The organism is Kitasatospora putterlickiae (genome assembly GCF_039527695.1).
In the GTDB taxonomy this organism is placed as follows: Bacteria; Actinomycetota; Actinomycetes; order Streptomycetales; family Streptomycetaceae; genus Kitasatospora; species Kitasatospora putterlickiae.
Window position 1 is genome coordinate 1,547 of the sequence record NZ_BAAAKJ010000042.1, and the last position, 5,433, is coordinate 6,979.

A 5,433-nucleotide genomic window follows, 5' to 3' on the forward strand; every position below is an offset into this window, starting at 1 on the left:
CGACATGGTGGTGTTCTCCTCTGCTGGGAAGGGGGGGAGGTGGTGACGGAGCGTCGGCCGGGCGGTGCGAGCGGTGCCGCGACCAGTGGTGCGCCGCCTCGTCGCCGGGCCTGATGAGAGCTTGGCCCAGCGGCGGCCGGTCCTGCTCCGGGTGTCTGTTGTCGCCCGCCGCCGACACCTCGACAACACCTCTGACCTGCCGCTTCGACCCGCGGCCCGGGACCCGTGACGCACCGTCGGCCGGCTCGTTGACCGGTCGGGACACGAGCGATCGGGCCGGGGGTGGCGGATGGACGCGGAGCACGGCGGGCGGCGGACGGCGAACGGGAGGAACCCGCGCCGCGCGGACCCGCCCGGGAGCGCCGACGAGCCGGGATTCGGCGCCGCCCTGCGGGCCCTACGCCAGGCCCAACGCCTCTCGCTGACCGACCTGGCCGCCCTGGTGCACTACGACCGCAGCCACATCAGCAAGGTGGAGACCGGCGCCAAGCCCGCCACCACCGACTTCGCGCACGCCTGCGACACCGCCCTGCGGGCGCGCGGCGCCCTGGTCGAGCTGGCCACCCGGGGCCAGTGCCCCTACCCGGGCCTCGCCTCGTTCAAGGCGAAGGACGAGCGCTGGTTCCACGGCCGTGACCGGGCCCGGGCCGAACTGCTCGGCCTGCTGGGCGAGCGCGCGAGCGACCGCGGCGGCCCGGTGCTCGTCGTCGGACCCTCCGGCGCCGGCAAGTCCTCCCTGCTCTGCGCGGGCCTCGTCCCCGCCCTGCGGCGCGGCTCCCTCGCGGGCCCCGGCCCGGTGACGGCCGAGGTCCTGACCCCGGGGGCCGAACCCCTGGCGCGGCTCGCCGCCCTCGCCGCGCGGCCGGCCACCCCGGTCTGGATCGTCGACCAGGCCGAGGAGCTGTTCACCCTGTGCCCCGACGCCGACGAGCGGCGCGCCTTCCTCGACCGGCTCTGTCACGAGGCCGGACCGGACGGCGGCCGACTGGTCGTGCTCGGCCTGCGCGCCGACCTCTACGGCCACTGCCTGGCCCATGACGGCCTGCTGCGCGCCGTGCGGCGCGGGCAGCTCGCCCTCGGCCCGATGACGGCCGGCGAACTGCGCGCCGCGATCACCGCCCCGGCCCGCACCGCCGGCCTCGACCTCGAACCGGGCCTGCTGGACCTGCTGACCGCCGACCTCGGCCTGGACCCCGGCCACCCCGAACGCGCCTACGACCCGGGCGCGCTGCCCCTGCTCGCGCACACCCTGCGGGCCGTCTGGCAGCAGCGCGCCACCCGCTCCCTCACCCTGGACGGCTACCGGACGATCGGCGGGCTGCACGGCTCCGTCGCGCTGACCGCCGAGCGCGCCTGGTCACGGCTGGACGAGGAGGCCAGGGCCACCGCCCGCCGGCTGCTGCTGCGCCTGGTCCACGTCGGCCCCGACGGCCAGGTGGTGCGCCGCCGCGCCGAACGCTCCGCGCTGGCCGCCGCCGACAGCGACCCGGGGCGGCTCGACCGCGTGCTGGCCTCCTTCGCCGCCGACCGGCTGATCACCCTGGACGCCACCGGCGTGGCGCTCAGCCACGAGGCGCTGCTGCGCGCCTGGCCGCGCCTGGGGGAGTGGATCGAGGAGGCCGGGGCCGGCCTGCGGCTGCAGCAGCAGCTCACCCAGGACGCCGAGCACTGGAGCGCGTCCGGGCGCGAGGAGGCACTGCTCTACCGGGGCAGCCGTCTGGAGCTCGCCCGGCGGTGGGCGCTGCCCGGACCCGCCGCCGGGCCCGTCCTCACGCCCGACGAACGGGAGTTCCTGGAGGCGGCCGAGGCCCGGGCCCGGCAGGAGCGGCGCGCCGAGCGGCGCCGGGTGCGGACCCTGCGCGGGCTGGTGGCCGCGCTCGGCGCCCTGCTGGTCTGCGCGCTGCTGGCCGGGGCGCTGGCATGGCAGCAGCGGAACGCGGCGGCCACCGCGAGTCGCGAGAACCTGGTGCACGCGCTCGTCTCCGGCGCGCAGCGGAACGCGGGCCACGATCCCTACGCGGCGCTGTTGCAGTCCGTCGAGGCCCGGCGCGCCGCGCCCGCGGACCTGCCGCGGCTGCGCCGCCCGGCCGAGGACGCGGTGCTGGACACCCAGGCCCAGTACCTGGCCGGCCGGATCCCGGGCTTCGCCTACGGTGTCAACGCCCTCGCGCTCAGCCCCGACCGCCGTCTGGTCGCCACCGGCGACTCGCAGGGCCAGATCGCCCTGTGGGACACCGCCACCACCACGATGGTCGCCGAACTGCTGGACCACGAGGTGGGGTTCCCCGTCCAGGACGTCGAGTTCAGCCCGGACGGCACCCTGCTGGCCGCCGTGCTCACCCGCGACCCGGCGCACCGGGTCCTGCTCTGGCGGGTCGCCGACCGCACGCCCCTGCCCTCCCCGGTGATGCCGATGAGCACTACCGGGAACACCTCCGTCGCCAAACGGGTGGCGTTCAGCCGGGACGGCACGCTGCTCGCGGCGGGCAGCGCGGACGCCGCCCTGCCCGGCCGGGTCTGGATCTGGCGGACCGGCGCGGGCGCCGCCCCGCCGGTCCGGACGCTGCTGGACCACACCGGCGCGATCCAGGGCCTCGGCTTCGGCGACGGACACCGGCTGGCCTCGGCCGACACCGACGGCTCGGTTCTGGTGCGGGACCTGGACGCCCCGCCGCGGCCGGACGGCGGCGCCCCGGTGCTGCTCTCCGGGCGGATGCCGCTGCCGCGCTCACTGGCCTTCGCCGCCGACGGCCGGCTGCNATCGGCCTGCTGCTGGCGGTCGGCGGCGAACAGGGCGGCATCCGACTGTGGCGCCCGCCCGCGGGACCGGCGGGCGTCGGGCCACCTGACCAGCCCTCCCAGGACCTGCCGCAGCGTCACCTCGGCTCCGTCAACGCCCTCGCCCTCACCCCCGACGGCGCCACCCTGGTCTCCGCCGGGGCCGACCAGACCGCCAGGGCCTGGGACCTGCCCACCGGGCGGGTCACCGCGGAACTGCGCGGCCACCCGACCTTCGTGCTCGGCGTCGCCGTGGGCGGTGACAACCGCACGGTCGTCACCTCCGCCGGGATCAGCTCCCCGCCCGGCGCCGTGCTGCTGTGGGACCTGCGGCGCGGCACCGACCTGGCACCCGGCCCGGACCGCCCGGCCGTCACCGCCGTGGCCGCGGCCGGCCCCCGGGCCGTGGTCGGCACCGCCGACGGCCGCACCGCGCTGTGGGACGTCACCGGCCGCACCCCCCGCCTCGTCACGGCCACCGCGCCGACCGGACACGCCGTCACCGGCCTGGCGCTCGACCGCGACGCCCGTACCTGGGTGACCGCGACCGCGGAGGGCGCCCTGCGGATCCGGCGCGGCTCCGACGGCGGGGACCTGGCCGCCACCGACCTCGGCGCCCGCCCGACCGCCCTCGCCCTCAGCCCGGACGGCTCGCTGCTGGCCGCGGGCACCGCCGACGGCCGCGTCCTGGCCGGCCCGCCGGACGGCTCACCGCCGCGGCCGCGGTGGCACAAGGAGCGGGTCGAGGTGAACACCGTTGCGTTCGTCGGAGAGCGGCCCGAACTCGCCTTCGCCTACGACACGACGCTCGTGCACCTCCTGGACGTCCGCGACCCGGCGGCCACCGCCCGCAGGAGCGGGATGGAGCACGGCGACCACATCCGCCGGATCGTGGCCAGCCCCGACGGCCGGCGCGTCGCCACCGCCGGCAACGACCGCCTGGTCCGCGTCTGGGACGCCGCGACCGGCGACCTCGTGGGCGCCGCCGAGCGCACGGTCGGCGCCGACACCGTCCACGCGCTCGCCTTCACCCCCGACGGCCGCTCCCTCGCCGCCGTCGGCCACGACGGCGCCCTCCGCCTCTGGGACCCGGCCTCCCCAGACCCGCTCGCCACCGTCACCGGCCCGGGCGGGCCGCTGAACGCGCTCGCCTTCCTGCCCGACGGCCGCGCCCTCACGGCGGGCGAGGACGGCGCGGCCCCCGTGTGGACCCTCGACCCCGCCACCGCCGCCACCGCCGCCTGCACCGTCCTGCGCCCACCCCTGCCCCGCGCCGAGTGGTCCCGCCTGCTCCCCACCCTCCCGTACCGCCCCACCTGCCGCTGACCGGTCCCCGGTGACCGCTGAAATCGAAATATCCCCCGGCCGTAGAATGTCCGTCCGAATTCCCGGTCGGTGATATCGCGAGCGAGGTCGAATATTTCGCGCCATGCTGAACTCCGGCCAGGCGGCCTCGTGCGCGATCTCCGCTTCTGTGATGGAGTTGGCGGGCAAACGGACCAGCCTCAGGAATTCACACCGAAAGCAGAGGGAGAGCCATGCCCCCGATTCCGGTCAGGCCCGGCGTCTACAAGATCCACGCTCACATCATCGGCCCCGGCGCGCTGGTGACGGCGACCGAGTTCGCCGTCAAGTACGGTGCGCCCGTCATCGTCGACCGCGTCAACCCCCTCCCGATCGAGCAGGAGTGGGTCATCGAGCCCACCGAGCCGGTCCCGGGCGCGCCCTACGTCGTCCGGCTCGCCGTGCACGAGTCCGCCGCTCTGGTGATCGCCGAGGAAAAGCTCTTCGTCAACAGCGTTCCCCGCCCGGAATGGTCGAAGTTCACCTTCGAGGCCGTACTGGGCGGGGTCAAGATCCTCTCGGAAAAGGGTCTCGCCTTCAACGCGGGTTACCGCGGGCAGCAGATCGAGCTCGTCGAGCCTAAGCCCGAATTCCAGCAGACCTGGACGCTGGAGTTCGTACGCCCGATCGACGAGGAGTAGACCGGCGGCCCCGGAGGGCGCCCGGCGCATCGGCCGGGCGCCCTCCGGACGGTGGAACCGCCATGCGACATCCGGGGCCTCAGCCGGCCCGGTGGGCCGTCGCGGTGAGCCGCCGCAGCGCGGCCCGCGCGGGCGGGCCCCAGGTGGGCTTGCCGCCGGGACGGCCGTGCACTCCCGCCTCGCCGATGAGCAGGCAGGAGAGGCACTTCAGCACCGCCCAGCCACGGGCGCGGCGCCGGGTCGCCGCGTCCGCCGCCGGCCGGTAGACGCGGTGGAAGCGGTCGGCGGCGCCGTCCGGCAGCAGCGTCCACGCGGCGGCGAGGTCGTAGGCCGGATCGCCCGCGCAGAGGTCGCCGAAGTCGATCACCCCGCAGAAGGCGCCGTCCGCCGTGAGGACGTTGGCCGGATGCAGGTCCGCGTGCAGCCACAGCGGAGGGCCCGCCCACGCGGGCGCGGTGACGGCGTCCTCCCAGAGCGCGCGGACGGCGTCCGGGTCGGGGACCAGCCCCAGGCCGACGGCCGAGGCCAGCACCCGGGCGAACCCTTCGGCGTGGGCGGCCAGCGGTCCGCCGCGGCGGTCACGGCTGCTCGGCGCGCCCGCCGGTGCGGGCCGGTGCAGAGCGGTCAGGAACGTGGCCAGCCCGTCGGCCGCCGCCCGGGCGCGCGGGGC

At 76.9% G+C, this 5,433-nt stretch carries 3 protein-coding genes and 2 pseudogenes; 4 read left to right on the forward strand and 1 reads right to left on the reverse strand.

Annotation, left to right across the window (positions count from 1 at the left end; translation table 11 throughout):
• Positions 1–289: 289 nt before the first annotated feature.
• From ABD308_RS39565 to ABD308_RS04870, 4 genes and pseudogenes are all read left to right on the forward strand, one after another.
• Positions 290–2,221 (forward strand): annotated as a pseudogene (locus ABD308_RS39565) (nSTAND1 domain-containing NTPase); the annotation flags it as partial.
• Between the two features lie 5 nt (positions 2,222–2,226).
• Positions 2,227–2,925 (forward strand): annotated as a pseudogene (locus ABD308_RS39570) (hypothetical protein); the annotation flags it as partial.
• A 258-nt stretch (positions 2,926–3,183) separates the two neighbouring features.
• Positions 3,184–4,104, forward strand: coding sequence for a WD40 repeat domain-containing protein (locus ABD308_RS39575; RefSeq protein WP_425554694.1), 921 nt, complete (start codon positions 3,184–3,186; stop codon positions 4,102–4,104).
• A gap of 212 nt (positions 4,105–4,316) precedes the next feature.
• The gene (locus ABD308_RS04870) at positions 4,317–4,763 is read left to right on the forward strand and encodes a hypothetical protein (protein WP_344326272.1); all 447 of its coding nucleotides are present in this window, start codon (positions 4,317–4,319) and stop codon (positions 4,761–4,763) included.
• A 79-nt stretch (positions 4,764–4,842) separates the two neighbouring features.
• Here ABD308_RS04870 and ABD308_RS04875 read toward each other — a convergent pair.
• A partial coding sequence (locus ABD308_RS04875; RefSeq protein WP_344326279.1) for a phosphotransferase occupies positions 4,843–5,433 on the reverse strand: 591 nt, incomplete at its 5' end.

Excerpts from the sequence above, each read along its gene's own strand:
- ABD308_RS04870 (WP_344326272.1), top strand. The coding sequence starts at position 4,317 with ATGCCCCCGATTCCGGTCAGGCCCGGCGTCTACAAGATCCACGCTCAC.